This is a genomic window from Pseudomonas sp. FSO-7 (assembly GCF_059579345.1).
Map to the genome: position 1 here is coordinate 5653546 of NZ_CM184193.1, position 19816 is coordinate 5673361.

18 protein-coding genes are annotated in these 19816 nt (G+C 61.9%); 2 read left to right on the top strand and 16 right to left on the bottom strand.

The features are described 5' to 3' along the window. Positions 1–173: 173 nt before the first annotated feature. From thiO to AC515T_RS24800, 7 genes are read right to left on the bottom strand one after another with little or no spacing between them, the layout of a single operon-like run. Complete coding sequence (gene thiO, locus AC515T_RS24770; protein ID WP_496530375.1) at positions 174–1274, bottom strand: glycine oxidase ThiO; 1101 nt, start codon at positions 1272–1274, stop codon at positions 174–176. Positions 1275–1331: 57 nt separating this feature from the next. Further along, a complete protein-coding gene (locus AC515T_RS24775; RefSeq protein ID WP_496530376.1) occupies positions 1332–1733 on the bottom strand; it encodes a type IV pilin protein in 402 nt (133 codons plus the stop codon). Positions 1734–1742: 9 nt separating this feature from the next. Continuing rightward, on the bottom strand, positions 1743–4844 hold the full coding sequence (locus AC515T_RS24780; protein WP_496530377.1) for a pilus assembly protein: 3102 nt from the start codon (positions 4842–4844) through the stop codon (positions 1743–1745). Continuing rightward, a complete protein-coding gene (locus AC515T_RS24785) occupies positions 4831–5310 on the bottom strand; it encodes a pilus assembly PilX family protein (protein WP_496530378.1) in 480 nt (159 codons plus the stop codon). Before AC515T_RS24785 ends, AC515T_RS24780 begins: the two co-directional genes overlap by 14 nt. 5 nt (positions 5311–5315) lie before the next feature. Continuing rightward, positions 5316–6032, bottom strand: coding sequence for a PilW family protein (locus AC515T_RS24790; protein WP_496530379.1), 717 nt, complete (start codon positions 6030–6032; stop codon positions 5316–5318). Then, on the bottom strand, positions 6029–6490 hold the full coding sequence (gene pilV / locus AC515T_RS24795) for a type IV pilus modification protein PilV (protein WP_496530380.1): 462 nt from the start codon (positions 6488–6490) through the stop codon (positions 6029–6031). The genes AC515T_RS24790 and pilV overlap by 4 nt, the downstream gene beginning before the upstream one ends. Beyond that, positions 6487–6960, bottom strand: coding sequence for a GspH/FimT family pseudopilin (locus AC515T_RS24800; RefSeq protein WP_496530381.1), 474 nt, complete (start codon positions 6958–6960; stop codon positions 6487–6489). Before AC515T_RS24800 ends, pilV begins: the two co-directional genes overlap by 4 nt. Before the next feature lie 233 nt (positions 6961–7193). On the opposite strand from AC515T_RS24800, the gene AC515T_RS24805 reads away from it, so the two are divergent. Beyond that, positions 7194–7733 carry a GspH/FimT family pseudopilin gene (locus tag AC515T_RS24805; RefSeq protein ID WP_496530382.1) on the top strand — a complete coding sequence of 180 codons (540 nt, stop codon included), beginning with the start codon at positions 7194–7196 and terminating at the stop codon, positions 7731–7733. Here AC515T_RS24805 and ispH read toward each other — a convergent pair. The 6 genes from ispH to murJ form a co-directional block, all read right to left on the bottom strand. Further along, positions 7687–8634: a 4-hydroxy-3-methylbut-2-enyl diphosphate reductase gene (gene ispH, locus AC515T_RS24810; RefSeq protein ID WP_496530383.1), complete on the bottom strand. Its 948-nt coding sequence runs from the start codon at positions 8632–8634 to the stop codon at positions 7687–7689. The genes AC515T_RS24805 and ispH overlap by 47 nt on opposite strands. A 175-nt stretch (positions 8635–8809) precedes the next feature. Continuing rightward, complete coding sequence (locus AC515T_RS24815; RefSeq protein WP_496530384.1) at positions 8810–9247, bottom strand: FKBP-type peptidyl-prolyl cis-trans isomerase; 438 nt, start codon at positions 9245–9247, stop codon at positions 8810–8812. Beyond that, positions 9240–9752, bottom strand: coding sequence for a signal peptidase II (lspA, locus tag AC515T_RS24820; RefSeq protein ID WP_092257339.1), 513 nt, complete (start codon positions 9750–9752; stop codon positions 9240–9242). Before lspA ends, AC515T_RS24815 begins: the two co-directional genes overlap by 8 nt. Beyond that, complete coding sequence (gene ileS, locus AC515T_RS24825) at positions 9745–12576, bottom strand: isoleucine--tRNA ligase (protein ID WP_496530385.1); 2832 nt, start codon at positions 12574–12576, stop codon at positions 9745–9747. The genes lspA and ileS overlap by 8 nt, the downstream gene beginning before the upstream one ends. Positions 12577–12589: 13 nt before the next feature. After that, complete coding sequence (ribF, locus tag AC515T_RS24830) at positions 12590–13528, bottom strand: bifunctional riboflavin kinase/FAD synthetase (RefSeq protein ID WP_053125376.1); 939 nt, start codon at positions 13526–13528, stop codon at positions 12590–12592. 129 nt (positions 13529–13657) lie between these two features. Next, complete coding sequence (murJ, locus tag AC515T_RS24835) at positions 13658–15196, bottom strand: murein biosynthesis integral membrane protein MurJ (RefSeq protein ID WP_496530386.1); 1539 nt, start codon at positions 15194–15196, stop codon at positions 13658–13660. A gap of 254 nt (positions 15197–15450) precedes the next feature. On the opposite strand from murJ, the gene rpsT reads away from it, so the two are divergent. Continuing rightward, on the top strand, positions 15451–15729 hold the full coding sequence (gene rpsT / locus AC515T_RS24840) for a 30S ribosomal protein S20 (RefSeq protein WP_003185593.1): 279 nt from the start codon (positions 15451–15453) through the stop codon (positions 15727–15729). Positions 15730–15933: 204 nt separating this feature from the next. Here rpsT and AC515T_RS24845 read toward each other — a convergent pair whose 3' ends face one another. The 3 genes from AC515T_RS24845 to proB form a co-directional block, all read right to left on the bottom strand. Next, positions 15934–17874, bottom strand: a complete 1941-nt coding sequence (locus AC515T_RS24845) for a toxin-antitoxin system YwqK family antitoxin (RefSeq protein WP_496530387.1) — start codon at positions 17872–17874, stop codon at positions 15934–15936. 176 nt (positions 17875–18050) lie between these two features. Next, entirely contained in the window at positions 18051–18506 is a 456-nt protein-coding gene (locus tag AC515T_RS24850) for a CreA family protein (RefSeq protein WP_122564942.1), read from the bottom strand. Between the two features lie 9 nt (positions 18507–18515). After that, a complete protein-coding gene (gene proB / locus AC515T_RS24855; protein ID WP_496533192.1) occupies positions 18516–19634 on the bottom strand; it encodes a glutamate 5-kinase in 1119 nt (372 codons plus the stop codon). Between the last annotated feature and the right edge of the window lie 182 nt (positions 19635–19816).

Sequence of the window (19816 nt, forward strand, 5' to 3'; positions counted from 1 at the left end):
TTTTGCGCTTCTCAAAAGTGAGCCGCCGTAAGGGCGGAACCCTAAGCGGCCGTTACCGCAGCAATGGATATGTACTCGATCAACAACATCCTGGCCGGCTGTCAGGCCGCCACCGCGAGCAAGCTCGCTCCCACAGTTGAATCTGAGCACAAGAACTGTATCAAAACCGAACCTTACAACCGCCCCGCCGGCGCATAAGGCGCAGGATCAATCACCGGCTCACGCCCCAACATCAGATCCGTAAACAACTGACACGACGCCGGCGCCAACACCAGCCCATTGCGATAATGCCCACAGTTCAACCACAACCCCGCAACCCCCGGCACCTCGCCAATATAGGGAATACCTTCAGGCGACCCGGGCCGCAACCCAGCCCAATGCCCCACCACCTCAGCCCCCGCCAATGCCGGAATCAACTGCTGCGCCGAAGCCTTCAAACTCTCCAGCGCCGTATCGGTAGGGGTCTTGTCGAAACCTTCGCGCTCCAGCGTACTGCCAACCAGAATATGCCCATCACGACGCGGAATCGCATAGCGTCCCTTGGCCAGGACCATGCTCGACAAAAAATCCGAGGCGCACTTGTACAGAATCATCTGGCCCTTGACCGGCTCGACCGGCAACTTCAAGCCCAAGGTCTTGAGCAACTCGCCACTCCAGGCACCAGCGGCCAAAACCACCTCATCACCACGAATTTCGCCAGCAGAGCTGTGCACACCCACCACACGCCCACCGTCGCGAATGAACCCACTGACTTCGCAATGCTCATGAAGCGTGACATTAGGCAGCGCCAGCAACGCTGCCTTGAGGGACTTCACCAACCGCGGATTGCGCACGTTGGCCACGTCGGCCATGTAGATCGCCCGGGAAAAACCCGCGCCCAGCACCGGCACGGCATCGTGGACCGCCGAGATATCCACAGCCCGTAGCGGGCGCCCTTCCCGCTCAGCCCAGGCCAACGCTTCGTCCTGGTCGTCCAGATCCAGCCAATACAGTCCGGTCACGTGCACTTGCGGATCGATCCCGGTGGCGGCGAACAATCGCTCGCCCAGCTGTGGATAAAAATCCTGCGACCAATGGGCCAGCGCCGTGACCGCCGGGCTGTAGCGCCAGGGGTACAACGGCGAAACGATGCCGCCGCCGGCCCAGGACGATTCCTGGCCGACATTGGAGCGGTCCAGCAGCACCACACGTTGCCCTTCGGACGCCAGATTGAACGCCGTCAGCAGGCCGATGACTCCGCCACCGACAATCACCACTTGCTGTTGCCTGGTCATGTTCTGATTCGACTCACTAAAACAAAGGGCGCAAAAGCGCGCCCGGATCAAAGAAACTCAGCGCCCCCAACAATCCTTGGTGGTCAGCCCCGCGGTGGCGTTGAGCATGCCGCGTACGCCGGTATTGTTGATGGTGAAATCACCGCACTTGTCCGTCGCCATGGACGAGCCGCTCTTGCGCACAGCGGTCAGGGTGAAACTCTGGTCCGCCAGCGTCTGGGTAATGGTGTAGAAATCGTTGCCGCTGCTCAGCCCGGTGGCATTGGTGTAGACGTTGTTCTTTGAGTAGTTGCGCTCGAGAATCTGCGCCTGCTCGGACAAGAGCCCAGCAATTTCAGCGCGTCGGCCCTTCTTCATGTATTCGGTCAGGCTCGGATAGCCGACGGTGATCACGATACCGATAATCGCGATCACGATCATGATTTCGATCAAGGTGAAACCCCGGTTGGATCTGCGCATGCCTTGCCCTCATTGTATTTGCCGCCACATGATGCGGCGGCTGCCGCCGACGGATTTGCCCAGCAGGTCGGTAATACCGCCACCGGAATCGTTCACGATCATATTGGTGGCCCCGTTGGCACTGACGACGGCACTCAGGGTCGGGATACCGCCCGTGAACACCACGCCAGCGGAAATCGTATCCAGGCTGGTGAGCGAACCATCGTTGTTGGTATCGAGTACCGCATAGTTGAGCATCTTACCGTTGAACGCATCCAATTCGATCAGTTTGCCAGTACCGAAGCTGGCGCAAGGGTCGGTGGTGTCCACGGCGGCCGTGGTAAAGATCACGCGCCCGAGCACCAGGTTGGCCGGGTTGATGACCCGCTCCCCGGTCAGCGCATTGTTGTACACCAAGGGCAGGTACCAGCCCTTCTTCGCAGGATACGTCACGTCGGTCTGGCTGGTGGTCACGAACTGTCCGGTGCTGCCTGAAAACACCCCGGTGATCGACTGGGCTTGCAGGCTCGACACGGTGATTTGCCCCCCGCCACCCGTGGCGTCCCAGATCGAATAGAACGCTTGCAGATCCTTGTTGAGCTTGTCGGCCGCTTCGTTGAACTTGCCGGTACCGAAAAATACCTGGGTGCCGCCTTGGGGGTTGTCTGCCAGCAGAGGCTGCACGGTAATCGGCTGGGTCGCGCCGCCGGGGGCGGTGAACAACGGCTGGCCAGCAAATGCCAGGCCCCATGCGGTGGGCGAGGTGCCGCTGAGGTCGAATTTCCACATCCGCCCTTTCAAGTCGCCACCGTAGGCGGCCTGCACGACATTCTGGGAGTTGACCCGCAACTTGACCGACGACAGGCCGTTATCGGTCTCACTGCTGTTGATGACGATTTTGCGGATCAGCGAACCGTCGCGGATATCCACCACGTACAAAGCCGCCACGCCGCTGTTGCTGCCATAGCCATTGGCGATGAACGCCGCCCAGCGACCGTCCGCCAGGCGCGCGACTTCAGGGCGTGCGTAGGCATAGCCCAGGTCATTGAGGGCGTTGGCCGTGTTGGCAACGGTGGGCGCGCTGATTTCCCACAGCGCCCGAAACGCATTGCCCGCCGCCGCATCGAACAGCTGCACCGCGAAGAACGTTTTGCCCCCGGCACCCGTGCCGCCCAGGGTCACGGTCTTCCAGGCGCTCCCCGATTGCACGTCGAATACACCGACCTGCCCATCCACCAGAAACTTGTGGCTCACGCCGTTGATGTAGTTGGTGTCGGCGATGTCCTGCAGCGAGGGCAGCACGCTCGACGGCATGTAGGCGTAACGCCGCGTGCCGTTGGCACTGTTGATGACACTGAAAAAGCCATCGTTGCCATTCACCACCAGGCTGGTGCTCATGTTCGTCGCCTTGGTCGCCAGGTAGGTGCTGTAGCTGGTGTCGTTGAGCAGGTCCGCAGCGGTCTGGTCGTTGGGCGATGCCAGCACCAGCGGCGAATTGATGATGTCCCCCAGCAACGCGCTGCGCACCTTCAGGCCGGTTTTGTTGATGCCCTTGCTCCACTCCACCAGGTCATTGCCGGTGATCCCCGTGGGCAGGTTCTGGCTGAGGCTGGTTTGCTGGGCCGGCGAAAAGTTGCCGTAGGCCAGGGTCACCGGCACGTTGGTCGCGGTGTTCCAGGACTGATAGATCGGTGCCGTGGCGCCGGGCACGATGGCGGTGTCAGTGGTCCACTGCAGCGCTGCCGTGTTGACCGTGCCCGCCGTGGTGAAGCCAAACGCCCGGATGGTGCCGCGCCAGTCCTTGGGGTCATAAGTGGTCTGGTAGTAGCTAGAGGTGCTCGACAATGTAGCGGCGTTGGTGGTGCCGCCGCCCCCGGAGCCGGCCTTGGAGGTGATGTCGCTCAGGGCAGAGGCCAACGCTGAGTTCAGGCCTTCGCTGTCGCTCGCCGGATAATACTTGCCCGCCCCGTAACGGGCAGCGTCGGACAACATCTGGTTGGTGACGGCAAAACCCACGGTGTAGGTATTGAGGTATTGCCGGGGAAAATCCGTGGCGTTCCAGCTCTTGCCGGTGGCGTCGGTGCCGGTGGAGCGCATGTCGATGTCGAAGGCGAACTTGGCGATGTCGTCCAGGTAAAGCGTATCGCCCTCCGCATTGCCGAGGGGATCGGCGCCATCGTTGTTGCTGATCCCATCCCAATTCGGCAGCCGGGAGCCACCCAGCGGGTCGTTGGTGGGGAACGTCCGGTCATAGGTGGGCAAGCCGTCGGTGATCACTACGCCGAAGTTTTTCTGGCAACGGTACTGGACCGGGCTGGTGTAGGTGGCGGGCGTTGCATTGTAGTAAGGCGCCATGCCCCTGAAATAGCGCGTGACTTCGTAATAGCTTTCCGCCAAGGGTGTGTTCGCAATAGCGCCCAAACCGTTGATGGCGTTGATCAGGGCGCTGTAGTTGCTGTCGGCCTGGGTCTGAGTCACGCTGCCGCTGACCGGTGACAGGTCGCTGATGGCGCGCGCGATGTAGCCCCCTGGGCCGGAATTGCTGCTGTTGGGCGGGTTGAACGTGGCGAGGCCGATGCGCAAGGCACGATTGCCGGCGACCAAGTCGTTGGACACATCCCGCGCCACGTTGATTCGATAATCGTTGGGAATCGTGCCGGTGGTGAAGTCCCGGCTCGAGCCGTTGGCCAGGGTCACCAGATACGCCAGGTATCTGCCGGTGTAACGGGTATTACCACCTCCCACAGGGTCTGGCAAGCGAAGGCAGACCCGCCCGATGCTGGGTCGATAGAAACCGTACCAGCCAGACGAGCAGCCGCCACGCAACAGGCTCATCAACAAGATGTTCGAGTCGTCCAGATCCAGCTCATACCTGTCATTGCAGTTGTTACTGGCGCTGCACGCATAAGTGCGTGTTTGCGTCGCCGTCGGATCGAACCCGGCCGCCCAGATGATGTTATTCATGCTCCCCGAATCATCGATCAGCAGCATCACGTTCGGCGTCACGGCGGCGGCACTCAGCAAAGGCGAGTCCGAAGGCGTGAACGCACAGGCCGGCGCCGCCAGGTAAAGGCTGAGCAACGCCCCCCACAACGCCTGCCACCCGCCGCGAAGCGCCTTAATATTTGGCATAGATGCTCTCCACCACGCTGCGCTGGTTATTGCCCACCACCGCCACCGCCGTGATCCGGTACAGCGTCGCCGACGTGTTGACCGGCACGTTGACCGCCGTGAGCGTCGTGCCGATGTTCTGCACACCATAAAACCCACCGGCGGCGGCAACCCAGAGCACTCCCGACGACGAATTGCGCCCCGCGCCCGTCAGGGTCGCCGACTCGGCCGGTGGTGCGCACTGGGTCGTGGTGGTGCACATCGGCAACGAATACGTTTCAACCTGCACCGCGCTTTCCCCCACCCTCAGCGCCGCCTCGGCCACCTGGAACGACTGGTTGCGCAGCATGACGCTGCTGGTCATTTTTTCCTGGAGGGTGGCGCTCTGCATCGACGACAGGCCGATCAGCGTCAGCAGCAACAGGAAGACCAGACTGACCAGCAATGCCATGCCCCGCTGGCGGTGCACCTGCCCCATCGAAGTCATCTCCTTCATAGCAACCGGTTGCGCAAGGCGGCAACCACATTGAAGGTCTGCTCGCGCACCGCGTTCCTCGGGTCAAAAAGCGTCAGGGTCAGGCGCACGCTGCGGATCAGTGCCGGGTCAGCCGGGTTGCTGGTGTAACTCGACGCCGCGATGTCCGTCGCGCTGCCGGCCACGCCGAACGTCACGTCGAACGCCCGCACATTGTCCACCAGCACCGACAGGGTCGGCGGATTGCCGGCGCCGCTGCCCAGCAGCAATTGGTTGTTGTTGAAGCTGTAGACCAGTCGGCGGATCGGGAAGGCCAACTGCCCCGCCGCCGGTAACCGCGCGTTGGTATAGGCCGTCGCCGAGGTGCGGCAATCGGAGACGACGGTCCAGGTCGGAGCGTTGCCGCCACTCCCTATGTCGGCGGTCACCAGGGTCAATCTCCGGTTGGCGTTATCCCAACGGATAGGGGTGATCTGGCTGGCATTGAAATCATTGGCCGTGGAAGCATCGGTAATGTTCCCCAGACAACCGAACATGCCCACCATGCGAATCTCCTGGACCATTTTGCTCAGGACGAACCGGGCGTCCTCCTGCATCACCGCCGCCGCGTTTTGGCTGATGTAGGTGTTCTTGGCGGCGATGAAAATCTGCACGACACCCAGGATGACGATCAGGCTGAGCACCAGGGCAATCATCAATTCAATCAGGCCGAATCCCCGGCAACGCCTGTTCATGGCGGCGTCCCCAGCGGATCGACGGCGACGCGGCTGGTCAGCACAAAGCTGCGCCGCGCCTCGGTCGCGTTGCTGGTGTTGGCGGCCCGGGCGTCGTCCCAGGAAATCGTAATCGTGTAGACCCGCTGGTTCAGCGCAATGGTGCCGGTGGCCGTGGCACCGCCAAAGGCGATGATGTTGGTCTTGAAATCGTAGAGGTCCTGGTCCCGGGCCACGTTGAGGTTCGGCGAGCTGGGCGGCGTAATGGTGTAGTCGGCGCTGGAGTTGGCGCGAATGCGGTCCAGCAGGTCATAGGCAATGAAGCTGGCCTGGCTGGTCATGCGCGAACTGTCGGTGTACTTGAGCGCATTGAGCTGGACCATCGCCGCCCCCAGCAAGCCGACGCCGAGAATCAGCACCGCCACCAGCACCTCGATCAGCGTCATGCCCTCCTGCGCCCTTTTACTGCAATCCTTCATCCGCAACTTCCACTCAATACGATTCGTCCATTGAGGCAAACACTCAGCGTCCTGCTCTGCGCCCCTCGTACATAATTGAAACTCACCGGCGTGGCCGGTGCCGATAACCCGCCGAGATTGTTGAAATCGATGTTGTTCACCTCTGAGGTTAGCGTCAGAGTCGCGCCGCTGCCCATTGCTGGAACAACCCGCAATACATTGGCCGGTGTGCCAGTACTGTCATACACCGTCAGTTCACCGCTCCAGACGCTGCCCTGGGCCGTGGGGCGGATACGTGTGGTGATACCACGGTCGATCGCCTCCATGCGGGCAAAGTTCAGCGCCCGGCGCAGATCGCCAATCTCGGTATCGGCCTTGGTGCCCTGCATCGATCCGGTAAAGGCCGGCACCGCCAGGGTAATCAGGATCAGCAGCACGCCAAGGGCCACCAGCACCTCGATCAGCGTGAAACCTTTTGTACGAAGATCCATCGATGCCCTCCGTTGCCGTCGGCTATACCTGCTTCTACACGCTAGAACAAACCACCGCTTGTGGCGAGGGAGCTTGCTCCCGCTCGGCCGGGCTGGCGCTCCAGCGCGTAGCGGCCGCTATTTTGGGGCTGCTGCGCAGCCCAGCGGGAGCAAGCTCCCTCGCCACAACAGGCTCCCCAACACTGAGTTCTTGCACTATCGCGTAGCTTCACGCTCTCCAGGGAGGAGACGTCATGTATCAACAGGGCTTCAGCCTGATCGAACTGCTCATGGGACTGGCAATTGCCGCAATTGTTCTGCCGTGGGCCGGCGCGGGCTACAAAGAGCTGATCGAATCCATCGAACGCGAGGATACCGCGCAGTTGCTGATCAGCGGGTTGCGCACTGCGCGCAGCGAAGCCATCGCGCGCAACCGGACGGTCGTGCTCAAGGGGATAGACAACGATTGGGGCCGAGGCTGGCGAATGACCCTGGACGACAAGGAGAAAACCGTGCTGATGGAGCGCCGCGCCAGCGCCCGGGTGATTGGCAACTGGCCGGTGAAACGCCGGGTGAGGTTCGGCAGCCAGGGGGAAGCCCTGCACCCCAGCGGCGCATTCCAGGCAGGCACGCTGCATGTCTGCGCCAAACGCGGGCCGGTCAGCCACCATCAAGTGATACTGGCGCCTTCCGGTCGCGTGCGCCTGGAGAGCGTCGAAGCCCAACAGGCGCTGTGCGAAAAAGGACTTAAAGCAAGGAGCGGACGCGCAGCTCTTTCGGCATCGAGAACGTGATGTTCTCCTCGCGACCGGCCAGTTCATCGGCACCGGTGGCGCCCCAGGCCTGTAATTGCTGGATCACGCCACGCACCAGGACTTCCGGCGCGGAAGCACCGGCGGTGATGCCGATGCGCTCGACGCCCTCGAACCAGCTGCGTTGCATGTCCTCGGCACCGTCGATCAGGTAAGCGGGCGTGGACATGCGCTCCGCCAGCTCGCGCAAGCGGTTGGAGTTGGAACTGTTCGGGCTGCCGACCACCAGCACCACATCGCATTCGTTGGCCAGTTGCTTGACCGCATCCTGACGGTTCTGGGTGGCGTAGCAGATGTCATCCTTGCGCGGGCCGCCGATGGCTGGGAAGCGCGCACGCAGGGCGTCGATCACCCGGCTGGTGTCGTCCATGGACAGGGTCGTCTGGGTCACGAAAGCCAGGCTATCGGGGTTGCGCACCTGCAAGGCCGCAACGTCCTCCTCGTCTTCGACCAGATAGATCGCACCGCCGTTGCTGGCATCGTATTGGCCCATGGTGCCTTCGACTTCCGGGTGGCCTTCATGGCCGATCAGGATGCATTCACGACCGTCACGGCTGTAGCGCGCCACTTCGATGTGCACCTTGGTCACCAATGGGCACGTCGCGTCGAACACCTTCAGGCCACGGCCGGCGGCTTCGCTGCGCACGACCTGGGAAACCCCGTGGGCACTGAAGATCACGATGACGTCGTCCGGCACCTGGTCCAGTTCCTCGACGAAAATCGCCCCGCGGCTGCGCAGGTCTTCGACGACGAATTTGTTGTGGACCACTTCGTGGCGCACATAGATCGGCGGCCCGAAGACTTCCAGGGCGCGGTTGACGATTTCGATCGCCCGGTCCACACCGGCGCAGAAGCCACGGGGGTTGGCGAGTTTGATTTGCATGCTGTGCCTCGTGTCTTGCGCGCAAGAAATTGAATCAGGGCAATCCAGTGTGGGAGCGAGCTTGCTCACGATGACGGTATATCAGTCAACGTCAATATTGACTGATCCGACGCTATCGCGAGCAAGCTCGCTCCCACAGTGAATCGGGTGGCAGCAGGAACTGCCCGTTAAAACCTTAAACCGCCTTCACTTCGAGGATTTCCACTTCGAAGTTCAAGGTCTTGCCCGCCAACGGATGGTTGAAGTCCACGTTCACCTGGGCGTCGTCGAACGCCTTCACCACGCCCGGCAGTTCGGTATTGGCCGCGTCGTTGAAGATCACCAGCAGGCCCTCGGACAATTCCATGTCCTGAAACTGGGAGCGTGGCATGGTCTGCACGTTTTGCGGGTTGGGCTGACCAAAGGCGTTTTCCGGTGGTACGACCACGGTGCGCTTGTCACCGGCCTTGAAACCGAAGATCGCCGCCTCGAAGCCTGGCAGCAGGTTGCCATCACCGACCTTGAACACTGCCGGAGCCTTGTCGAAGGTGCTGTCGACAGTGTCACCGTTTTCCAGGTGCAGGGCGAAGTGAAGCTTCACTTCGGTGTTTTGAGCGATACGCTGCTCAGTCATGGACGGCTTCTCCGGTTTTCTTGCTCTTGAACATGTCCAGGGCGAGCATCACGGCGCCCACGCTGATGGCGCTGTCGGCAAAGTTGAACGCCGGGAAATACCAGCGGTTCTGCCAGTGCACCAGGATGAAATCGATGACGTGGCCCAGGGCGATGCGGTCATAGAGATTGCCCAAGGCCCCACCGAGCACCAAGGCCAGCGCCACGGCCAGCCAGGTCTCATTGCGCCCAAGGCGCTTGAGCCAGACCACCAGCACGGCACTGACCACGACGGCAATCAGGGCGAACAGCCAGCGCTGCCAGCCGGAACTGTCGGCCAGGAAACTGAACGCCGCCCCGGTGTTGTAGGCCAGGGTCCAGCTGAAGTAATCAGGAATGATCACAATCTGCTGGTACAGGGTCAACGAGCTTTCAAAGTAGAACTTGCTGGCCTGGTCGATGACCAGTACCAGCACGCTCAACCAGAGCCAGCCCAGCCGTCCGAAACGGCCCGCTGCGTTAGGCATAGTGGCGAACCTCGCCAGTGCCGCTGATGTTGTCGACGCAACGGCCACAGATTTCCGGATGCTCCGGGTTCACGCCGACGTCTTCGCGGCAGTGCCAGCAGCGGGCGCACTTGGTGTGGTTCGACTTGACGATCTTCAGCTTCAGGCCGCTGACTTCAGTGGTCACCGCATCGGCCGGCGCCTGCACGAGAGGTGCAACGCTGGCGGTGGAGGTGATCAGTACGAAGCGCAGCTCGTTGCCCAGTTTGGCTAGGTCGGCGTCCAGGGCGTCTTCGGCATACAGGGTCACTTCGGCCTGCAGGTTGCCGCCGACGGCCTTAGCCGCGCGCTGGATCTCCATTTCCTTGTTGACCGCGGCCTTGACCGCCATGACGCGATCCCAATACGCACGGTCCAGCTCGAAGCCTTGCGGCAGTTCGGTCAGGCCTTCGTACCAGGTGTTGAGCATCACCGACTCGTTGCGCTCGCCTGGCAGGTACTGCCACAGCTCGTCGGCGGTGAACGCCAGGATCGGCGCGATCCAGCGTACCAGGGCCTCGCTGATGTGAAACAGCGCGGTCTGGCACGAACGGCGCGCCTTGCTGTTGGCGCCGGTGGTGTACTGGCGGTCCTTGATGATGTCGAGGTAGAAGCCACCCAACTCCTGCACGCAGAAGTTGTGGATCTTGGAGTAGACGTTCCAGAAGCGGTATTCACCGTAGTGTTCCTGCAATTCGCGTTGCAGCAGCAGGGTACGGTCCACGGCCCAACGGTCCAGCGCGAGCATGTCTTCGGCCGGCAGCAGGTCGGTGGCCGGGTTGAAACCGGTCAGGTTGGAAAGCAGGAAGCGCGCGGTGTTACGGATCCGCCGGTAGGCGTCCGCGCTGCGCTGCAGGATCTGCTCGGAAACGGCCATCTCGCCGGAATAGTCGGTGGAGGCCACCCACAGGCGCATGATGTCGGCGCCCAGGGTGTCGTTGACCTTCTGCGGCGCGATCACGTTGCCCAGGGACTTGGACATCTTGCGGCCAGATTCGTCGACGGTGAAGCCGTGGGTCAGCAGCTCACGGTACGGCGCGTGGTTGTCGATGGCGCAACCGGTCAGCAGCGAGGAGTGGAACCAGCCACGGTGCTGGTCCGAACCTTCCAGGTACAGATCGGCGCGCGGGCCGGTCTCGTGGCCCATCGGGTGCGAGCCACGCAGTACGTGCCAATGGGTGGTGCCGGAATCGAACCAGACGTCCAGGGTGTCGCTGATCTTGTCGTACAGCGGCGCTTCATCGCCCAACAGCTCAGCGGCATCGAGCTTGAACCAGGCTTCGATGCCTTCGGCTTCGACGCGCTTGGCCACGACTTCCATCAGTTCGACCGTGCGCGGGTGCAACTCGCCGCTTTCCTTGTTCAGGAAGAACGGGATCGGCACGCCCCAGTTGCGCTGGCGGGAGATGCACCAGTCCGGACGGTTGGCGATCATCGAGTGCAGGCGCGCCTGGCCCCAGGCTGGCACGAACTGGGTTTCTTCGATGGCCTTGAGCGAACGCTGGCGCAGGGTGTCGCCGCTGGTGGGCTGCTTGTCCATGCCGATGAACCACTGCGCGGTGGCGCGGTAGATCAACGGGGTCTTGTGCCGCCAGCAGTGCATGTAGCTGTGTTCGATGACGGTGGTGTGCAGCAGCGCGCCGACTTCGGTCAGCTTGTCGACGATGGCCGGGTTGGCTTTCCAGATGAACTGGCCGCCGAAGAACTCCAGCGACGGTACGTATACGCCATTGCTCTGCACTGGGTTGAGGATGTCGTCGTTGACCATGCCGTATTTCTTGCAGGTCACGAAGTCGTCGACGCCGTAGGCCGGCGCGGAGTGAACCACGCCAGTGCCTGCGCCCAGCTCCACGTAGTCGGCCAGGTACACCGGCGACAGGCGGTCGTAGAACGGATGACGGAAATTGATCAGCTCCAGCGCCGAACCCGGCGCGGTGGCGACCACCGAACCTTCGAGGTTGTAGCGGGCCAGGCAGGACTCGACCAGTTCTTCGGCCAGCACCAACAGCTTGTCGCCAACGTCGACCAGGGCGTAGTTGAATTCCGGGTGGACGTTCAGCGCCTGGTTGGCCGGGATGGTCCACGGGGTGGTGGTCCAGATCACGATCGACGCCGGCTTGGCCAGCTTGCCCAGGCCAAAAGCGGCGGCGAGCTTGTCTTCATCGGCGATCGGGAACGCGACGTCGATAGTCGAGGACTTCTTGTTCTCGTACTCGACTTCCGCCTCGGCCAGGGCCGAGCCGCAATCGAAGCACCAGTTCACCGGCTTGAGGCCCTTGAACACGAAGCCGCCCTCGACGATTTTCGCCAGGGCACGGATTTCGCCGGCTTCGTTCTTGAAGTCCATGGTCTTGTATGGGTTGGCGAAGTCGCCCAGCACGCCGAGACGGATGAACTCGGACTTCTGCCCTTCGATCTGCTCGGTGGCGTAGGCGCGGCACAGCTCGCGGGTCTTGTCCGCGCCCAGGTTCTTGCCGTGGGTCACTTCGACCTTGTGCTCGATCGGCAGGCCATGGCAGTCCCAGCCCGGGACATACGGCGCATCAAAACCCGACAGGGTCTTGGAGCGGATGATCATGTCCTTGAGAATCTTGTTCAGCGCGTGACCGATGTGGATGGTGCCGTTGGCGTACGGAGGGCCGTCGTGCAGGACGAACTTCGGACGATCCTTGCCAATTTCGCGCAACTTTCCGTACAGGCCAATGCTGTCCCAACGCTGCAGAATCTGTGGTTCGCGCTGAGGCAGGCCGGCCTTCATTGGGAAGGCGGTGTCCGGAAGGTTTAGCGTGGCTTTATAGTCGGTCATTTAAGGCTCTTCATTAGCGATTGGCGCTGGTTGCGACAAGGGCACGGGCGGCGGCGATATCTGCATGGATCGCCGTCTTGAGCGCCTCCAGAGAGGCAAAACGCTGCTCTTCACGCAGCTTATGGTGGAAAACCACCGTCAAACGCCGGTCATACAGATCGCCGGCAAAATCCAGAACATGTACTTCAAGGTGGGCCTTGCCATCGCCCTGGACCGTGGGTCGCACGCCGATGTTGGCGACGCCGGGCCAGGTCTTGCCGTCGATCTCGACACTCACCAGGAACACCCCGGTCAGCGGCACACGACGACGCTTGAGCTGCACGTTGGCCGTCGGCGTACCCAATTGGCGCGCCAGTTTCTGCCCGTGCAGGATCCGCCCGGCAATCCGGTACGGCCGACCGAGCAAGCGCTCGGCCAATTCGAAGTCGGCCGCCGCCAGGGCATTGCGGACCTGGGTGCTGCTGACGCGCAAGCCATCCATCTCGACGGTCTGCGCCGCTTCGACGGTGAAACCCTGGGCGATGCCGGCCTGTTGCAGGTAATCGAAATCCCCGGACCGGTCGCAACCGAAACGGAAATCATCGCCGACTTCCAGATGCTTCACATCGAGACCGTCCACCAGGATGGTATCGACGAACTCGGCGGCGCTGAGCTTGCTCAGGCGCTGGTTGAAGGCCAGGCACAGGACCCGGTCGACGCCTTCGGCGGCCAGCAGTTGCAGCTTGTCCCGCAACCGGGCCAGACGGGCCGGGGCGGTGTCCGGAGCGAAAAATTCCCGTGGCTGCGGCTCGAAAATCACCACGCAGCTGGGCACGCCCAACTCCAGCGCACGCTCGCGCAGTCGCGCCAGGATAGCCTGGTGGCCACGGTGAACACCGTCAAAGTTGCCAATAGTGGCGACACAGCCCCGATGCTGGGGGCGCAGGTTGTGGAGGCCTCGAACCAGCTGCATAACGCGCTTCTTGCTCATAAAGTGGCCGATTATAACCACACCCGGCGGCCGACGACAGGCAACACCGCACCCCAAAGTGATCGAACCGACAAAACCGCTGCCCGGCCCGGGATTATCCAGGGCCCGTCCTCAGCCCAAGGCCTTGCGATTGAAGTCGCGCAGACGGAACCCCATCAGCAGCAACATGCCGAAATACGCCACCACGCCGGCCACCACCAGCGCCCCCAGGCGCAGGAAACGCTCGAGCATCTGCCCTTCGCCCCAGGCCGGCATGAAATGCATCGCCCCCAGCAACACCGCCGACATCACCGCCACGGCGACCAACAGCTTGAGGCCGAACTTGCCCCAGCCCGGCTGCGGTTGATACATCTTCTGCTTGCGCAACTGGTAGAACAGCAGCCCGGCGTTGAGGCAGGCGCCGGCGCTGATCGCCAGGGCCAGGCCGGCGTGGGCCAGCGGGCCGATGAGCAACAGGTTGAACAACTGCGTCATCACCAGGGTGAAAATGGCGATCTTCACCGGCGTGCGGATGTTCTGCTGGGCATAGAACCCTGGCGCCAGCACCTTGATCACGATGATCCCGAGCAAGCCCACCGAATAAGCGATCAGTGCCCGCTGGGTCATCAAGGCATCGAAGGCATTGAATTGGCCGTACTGGAACAGCGAGACCGTCAGCGGCTCGGCGAGGATCCCCAGCGCCAGGGCACACGGCAACACCAGCACAAAGCACAGGCGCAGGCCCCAATCGAGAATCCGCGAGTATTCGTGGCGGTCCTGGCTGGCGTAGGTCTTGGCCAGGGTTGGCAGCAGGATCGTGCCCAGGGCCACGCCCAGCACACCGGACGGCAACTCCATCAGGCGGTCGGCGTAGTACATCCACGACACCGAGCCGGCCACCAGGAATGAGGCGAAAATGGTGTTGATGATCAGGGAAATCTGGCTCACCGACACCCCCAGGATCGCCGGCAGCATCTGCTTCATCACCCGCCACACGCCGCTGTCGCGCAGGTTCAGCCGTGGCAGCACCAGCATGCCGATCTTTTTCAGGTGCGGCAGTTGATAGAGCAGTTGCGCCAGGCCACCGACCAGCACTGCCCAGCCCAGGGCCATCACCGGCGGGTCGAAGTAAGGTGTCAGGAACACGGCGAAGACGATCATGCTGACGTTGAGCAGGGTCGGCACAAAGGCCGGCACGGAAAAGCGGTTCCACGTGTTGAGGATCGCCCCCGCCAGGGACGACAGGGAAATCAGCAATATATAAGGAAAGGTTACCCGCAGCAGGTCGGAGGTGAGCTGGAATTTTTCCGGGGTGTCGGTGAAGCCCGGCGCGGTGGCCCAGATCACCCAGGGCGCGGCGAGCATGCCGGCGGCCGTGACCAGCGCCAGCACCAAGGTCAGCAGCCCCGTGACGTAGGCAATGAATGTGCGGGTTGCCTCGTCGCCTTTCTGGCTTTTATATTCCGCCAGGATCGGTACGAAGGCCTGGGAGAACGCCCCTTCGGCGAAGATCCGTCGCAACAGGTTGGGCAGCTTGAAGGCGATGAAGAAGGCGTCCGTCGCCATCCCGGCACCGAATAGCCGTGCGATCAGCGTATCGCGAACGAACCCCAGGACGCGGGAAAGCATCGTGATAGAGCTGACGGCGGCCAACGATTTGAGCAGATTCATGAAAAGAGTTTTTGCCTGTCGATAAACAGCAGGCGAACAACGCGCCCACTTGTGCGATACTCCGCGCCGCTAAACAGTGCAGAGCCAAAGCCCGCGAGTTTACAGGTCGCACGCCGGAAAGAAATCCTTCGGTGCGCAGCACCTGCCATTCAGCGGAACGCGTCACCCGCCCTTGACAAGACTTCAACTCATCGGCATGATTCGCGGCCTATTTTGTTTGCTATTTCCCAAAAAGTCTTTCGAGGAGCTCGACGGTGGCCAACACACCTTCCGCCAAAAAACGTGCAAAACAGGCTGAGAAGCGTCGCAGCCACAACGCCAGCCTGCGTTCCATGGTCCGTACCTACATCAAGAACGTAGTCAAGGCCATCGACGCAAAAGACGCTGAAAAAGCTCAAGCTGCTTACGTTCTGGCTGTGCCAGTTATCGACCGCATGGCCGATAAAGGCATCATCCACAAGAACAAGGCTGCTCGCCATAAGAGCCGCCTGAATGGCCACGTAAAGGCCCTGAACGTTGCCGCTGCTGCCTAAGCGACGCGCTCGTTAAAAAACCGACCTCAGGGTCGGTTTTTTATTGCCTGCGATTTACCTCCTACCAGATCACCTTTCCCCTGTGGGAGCGAGCTTGCTCGCGATAGCGGTAGGCCAGATGATGGGGATGGTGACTGCACTGCCGTCATCGCGAGCAGGCTCGCTCCCACACTGGATCTTGTGCTCACAACCTTCGTGGCAACCCTACTCACCAAAATTGAAAACCACCGGCTTGGGCGGAGGGCAACCTCCCGGTGGCGGGAAATTCTGTACGCCTGCCTCATCGTAGCCGGTGTAACACCCCACTATCTTGTCATCCTTGAAGTTCATGCGGCGCTCGACCACGCCCGTCGGGTAGTAGTAGACCGTCTCGCCTTCACGCTTGGCGTAGGAGTAGTCCTTGTATTCACGCCCCTCGACCGTTATCAGTCGAAAGCCCTGCTTGGCCTCGGAGAACTTCAACTGACCGTCGGGGTAGTACTCCTTGCGCATCACGCGATCACCAGGCTCCAGCAGCACCTCCCGGACGGTGCGCCCATCCTGGGCGTAGCGAGCACTTTGCTCATTACCGAACAGGTAATCACTCTCCGAGTCGAAATGACCATTGTTGAAAGCCCCGCGCTGCTTGCCGCAAAGCTTGATACGGGTGTATTTCCCGTCAGACACATGGCAATAGTTCCGGTCCGCGATCAACACGCCATTGGCATCGAATGATTGCACGTTGCCAATGGGCTCATCCCCCTCGTAGGTTGCTACCGTATCGGGCTGGCCGTTGGGGTGATAGAGACGAAAAGCGCCCTCTCGCGAACCCTGGCGCCACGAGATATCCGACAGCAGCACCGCACCGTCATCGGTGTAGGTCAACGCCCGCCCTTCGATCTGACCATTGGCATAGTTGGCCGAATAGGTGAGCTTGCCATTCGCCCCATAGGTTTCTTTCAACCCATCCAATACACCCGCGCGGTAATGCTCGACGAGCCGCAACAGCCCCGCGGCATCCACTTCACGCAACTCACCCGACTTCTTGTCGGCGACATAGTCCACGGTCTGGACACCACCGCCCTCCACCTTCGATGTCCAACGACCTTCCCGGACACCGCGCACATAACGCCCCTCCCCCCAGGGCATTATCCAGTCCCCGTGCTGCATTCCCGCCACGAACTCGCCACGCTGGATGACCTCACCCTGACGCACACGCTCGGAAGGCCCGTCAAAATCACCGTGCTTGTAAGTATCGAAGCCAGACATCTCCCCCTCATCGTCGCGCCCCTTGATCGTCCAGCGCCCCTCATAGAAATCGTCGACGATCATGCCCTTGGAAACCGTACCACCCTCCCTGACGACCCACGGCCCCTGGCGCGATCCATCCACATAGGCGCCCGTGGACGCATAGCCCGACTCGTCGAACTCCATCCACTTGCCCACTCTCTTGCCCTGGGCATACGAACCCAGCGCCCAGAGCCGACCATTACCCAAGAATGCCCACACCCCATCCTCGGAGCCCTGGTACACCTCCGGCCGGGTTTCCCAAGCCATCCGGCTGACGCTATAGGCAGCACCCACATCCTCGTCCCGAGGCGGCACGCGCTCATACGTCAGCGTGAGCCAGCGCCCTTCGCGCTGCTGGAAGGTCTTTTTGTAGGTATCGCGATGAGGGTCCTCTGCCGGTTGCCCCGTAGACGCCGGGACACCATCGACACCGAAGTAGCCCACCAGGGTGCCACTCGCCGGCTCCAGCGTGTCGAACTCGGCGATACCGGTCTTGGGTAACACAGCGCTGTAATCGTAGGGCGGCAACTTGCCCAGCGCTTTCTGGACCAGCGCGGCAGTGAGGACCTTGCGCTCAGCGACAATACGATCCAGTACCGGCTGCAGCGGCTCGAGCCGGCGATACCTGCCAGTGGCCGGCACGAAGCGATAACCGTGAAGTGCAGATCGCCCATTGATGCGGGACAGCACGATCAACGTCTGTAGATCACTGTCGAGACTGGCGTAGAACACCGACTCGATGCTCGCATCGCCATAGGTGTCGAGCACTTGCGGGACACCGTCCGGTGAGTCACACAGGCATGAGTAGCCGACGACACCCTCCGCCTCGCGGATAAACGCCAGCGTCACCCCGCTCTCCTGGGAGTTTTTTATCACCGGGTGCGCCAGGGGCTTAGCGCCATAAAACGGTTCCGCCAGGGCCCCGGCGGAAACTGAACAACCCAATAGCAACAGCAGCAAAAACGCACGCATACGAATCCCTTCGCGCCAAAAGCACAACACATCCATGGACATTAAAAAGCGAGCCGATCGGCCCGCCCGTTATTCGATCCTTAACGCCAAGGCAAGATCGGAATCGCCGTCACCGCATTCTGCGGACTGCCCTCGATCACGCGATCGCTGTAGACCAGGTACACGAGTGTATTGCGCTTCTTGTCGAGGAACCGCACCACCTGCATGGTCTTGAACACCAGAGAAGTGCGCTCGCGGAACACTTCCTCGCCATCCTTGAGCTCACCCTTGAAGCTGATGGGCCCGACCTGGCGACAGGCGATGGACGCCTCGGCGCGATCCTCGGCCAGGCCCAGGCCGCCTTTTACACCGCCAGTCTTGGCCCGCGACAGGTAGCAGGTCACGCCCTCCACCTTGGGATCATCGAACGCCTCGACCACAATCCGGTCATTCGGCCCGACGAACTTGAACACGGTCGACACCTGACCGATTTCCTCGGCCGAAGCCAGCAGCGGCACTGCCAGCAGCAAGCCGATCAATCCTTTTGCCAAACCCATGATTTTTCCTTAGACGAGGATCAGGTTGTCACGGTGGACCAGTTCGGGCTCCGCCATGTAACCCAACAGACCGACAATCGCATCAGACGACTGACCGATGATTTTCTGCGCTTCCAGCGCGCTGTAGTTGGCCAGGCCACGGGCGATCTCGCGACCGTCCGGCGCCACGCACACCACCATTTCGCCCCGACGGAAACTGCCCTGGACCAGCTTCACGCCCACCGGCAGCAAGCTTTTGTTGCCTTGGGACAAGGCCGACACGGCGCCAGCGTCCAGTACCAGGGTGCCGCGGGTTTGCAGGTGCCCGGCCAGCCACTGCTTGCGCGCCGCCAGCATGCCGCGCTCCGGAGAAAGCAAGGTGCCAATGCGCTCGCCCGACTTCAGACGATCCAGCACCCGCTCCAGCCGACCGCCGACAATGATGGTGTGAGCCCCGGAACGCGCCGCCAGGCGTGCCGCACGCAGCTTGGTCTGCATGCCGCCACGCCCCAGCGCACCGCCCGTGCCACCCGCCACCGCATCCAGCGCCGGGTCGTCGGCACGGGCTTCGTAGATCAGCTTGGCATCGGGGTTATTGCGCGGATCGGCGTCGAACATGCCGTCGCGATCCGTGAGGATCACCAACAGGTCCGCCTCCACCAGGTTCGCCACCAGCGCCGCCAGGGTGTCGTTATCGCCAAAACGGATCTCGTCGGTGACCACCGTGTCGTTCTCGTTGATCACCGGGATGACTTTCAGCTCCACCAGCGCCCGCAAGGTACTGCGGGCATTGAGGTAGCGCTTGCGGTCGGACAGGTCGTCGTGGGTCAGCAGGATCTGCGCCGTATGGCGACCGTGCTCGGCAAAGCTTGATTCCCAAGCCTGCACCAGGCCCATCTGGCCGATGGCGGCGGCGGCCTGCAGCTCATGCATCGCGCTGGGTCGCGACGTCCAGCCCAGGCGGCTCATACCGGCGGCCACAGCGCCGGAAGAGACCAATACCAGCTCGACGCCAGCCTCATGCAAGGCCACCATCTGCTCGACCCACACCGCCATCGCCTGGCGATCCAGGCCCTTGCCATCCGCTGTCAGCAGTGCGCTGCCGATCTTCACGACCCAGCGCCGCGCCCCCGTCACCTTGCTCCGCATCATCTTCAACCTTTGCCAGCGAACGGCGCGACCCAGCGCCGCCCATGGGATTATTCGTATTTGCGTTTTACAGATACCAAAACGCCGCTCGAATGAGCGGCGCCTTGGGAACCGGCTTGCCGGCGATGATAACACTGCACTGAAACACTTGAACCTGTGGGAGCGAGCTTGCTCGCGATAGC

Bases quoted from the DNA above. Each gene is read 5' to 3' on its own strand.
- thiO (WP_496530375.1), bottom strand. From the start codon at position 1,274: ATGACCAGGCAACAGCAAGTGGTGATTGTCGGTGGCGGAGTCATCGGC.
- AC515T_RS24775 (WP_496530376.1), bottom strand. From the start codon at position 1,733: ATGCGCAGATCCAACCGGGGTTTCACCTTGATCGAAATCATGATCGTG.
- AC515T_RS24780 (WP_496530377.1), bottom strand. From the start codon at position 4,844: ATGCCAAATATTAAGGCGCTTCGCGGCGGGTGGCAGGCGTTGTGGGGG.
- AC515T_RS24785 (WP_496530378.1), bottom strand. From the start codon at position 5,310: ATGACTTCGATGGGGCAGGTGCACCGCCAGCGGGGCATGGCATTGCTG.
- AC515T_RS24790 (WP_496530379.1), bottom strand. From the start codon at position 6,032: ATGAACAGGCGTTGCCGGGGATTCGGCCTGATTGAATTGATGATTGCC.
- pilV (WP_496530380.1), bottom strand. From the start codon at position 6,490: ATGAAGGATTGCAGTAAAAGGGCGCAGGAGGGCATGACGCTGATCGAG.
- AC515T_RS24800 (WP_496530381.1), bottom strand. From the start codon at position 6,960: ATGGATCTTCGTACAAAAGGTTTCACGCTGATCGAGGTGCTGGTGGCC.
- AC515T_RS24805 (WP_496530382.1), top strand. From the start codon at position 7,194: ATGTATCAACAGGGCTTCAGCCTGATCGAACTGCTCATGGGACTGGCA.
- ispH (WP_496530383.1), bottom strand. From the start codon at position 8,634: ATGCAAATCAAACTCGCCAACCCCCGTGGCTTCTGCGCCGGTGTGGAC.
- AC515T_RS24815 (WP_496530384.1), bottom strand. From the start codon at position 9,247: ATGACTGAGCAGCGTATCGCTCAAAACACCGAAGTGAAGCTTCACTTC.
- lspA (WP_092257339.1), bottom strand. From the start codon at position 9,752: ATGCCTAACGCAGCGGGCCGTTTCGGACGGCTGGGCTGGCTCTGGTTG.
- ileS (WP_496530385.1), bottom strand. From the start codon at position 12,576: ATGACCGACTATAAAGCCACGCTAAACCTTCCGGACACCGCCTTCCCA.
- ribF (WP_053125376.1), bottom strand. From the start codon at position 13,528: ATGCAGCTGGTTCGAGGCCTCCACAACCTGCGCCCCCAGCATCGGGGC.
- murJ (WP_496530386.1), bottom strand. From the start codon at position 15,196: ATGAATCTGCTCAAATCGTTGGCCGCCGTCAGCTCTATCACGATGCTT.
- AC515T_RS24850 (WP_122564942.1), bottom strand. From the start codon at position 18,506: ATGGGTTTGGCAAAAGGATTGATCGGCTTGCTGCTGGCAGTGCCGCTG.
- proB (WP_496533192.1), bottom strand. From the start codon at position 19,634: ATGCGGAGCAAGGTGACGGGGGCGCGGCGCTGGGTCGTGAAGATCGGC.